1 pseudogene is annotated in these 710 nt (G+C 79.6%); it reads left to right on the top strand.

The features are described from left to right. Positions 1-710 (top strand): annotated as a pseudogene (locus VQ03_RS34090) (hypothetical protein); the annotation flags it as partial.

Raw genomic sequence — 710 nt, forward strand, 5'->3', positions numbered from 1 at the left:
GGACGGCGCGGTGCGCCGCCTCTTGACGGCCCTGCGGGCGATCGGCCCGGTGACGCTGCTGCGGGTCTGCGCCACCGAGGGCAGCCACGCGCCGGGCCAGGTGGTCTGGCGCGGCGAGGGCCTGATGGAGGGCGCGCTGCCGCATTTCGCGCCTTACGCCGCGGCGACCGATGCCGACCTCCCGGGCTGGCTCGCGGTCTGCGGCCGGGCCTATGCCCTGCGCCACGGCCTGGCCGAGCCCCCTGCCCTGGCGCCGTCCGGCCCGCCGCTCTTCGAGGCGCCCGAGACCGCCCGCCACGCGCTCGACGCCGCCTCGCTCGATCCGGGGACGCTCGCCGTCTCCCGCCCGGTCGCCGGCTTGCGGCCGAACCGCCTCCACGTCGTCTCGGCGGAGATTCGGCTGCCCGACGATTTTTCCGGGACGCGGGCGGCCCTCACCTTCGTCGATGCCGCGCCCCATGCCCGCCGCGAGGCGGACCTTACCGGCCGGGGCACCTGGCAGACCATCTATGCCGCCACCAGGACGCGCAAGCGCCAGAGTGCGGCCACGATCGGCCTGCTGCTGGCGGGCCCCGCCGCGACCGCGGTCGAGACCCGCCAGTGGCGGGGGGGGGGGGGGGGCCCGCCGGGGGGGGGGGGGGGGGGCCCCCCCCCCCCCTCACCCCCCCCGCGCGGGGCCCCGGGGAGGCCAAACCCGCGAGGGCCGGGCG

The organism is Methylobacterium tarhaniae, assembly GCF_001043955.1.
Lineage (GTDB): Bacteria > Pseudomonadota > Alphaproteobacteria > Rhizobiales > Beijerinckiaceae > Methylobacterium > Methylobacterium tarhaniae.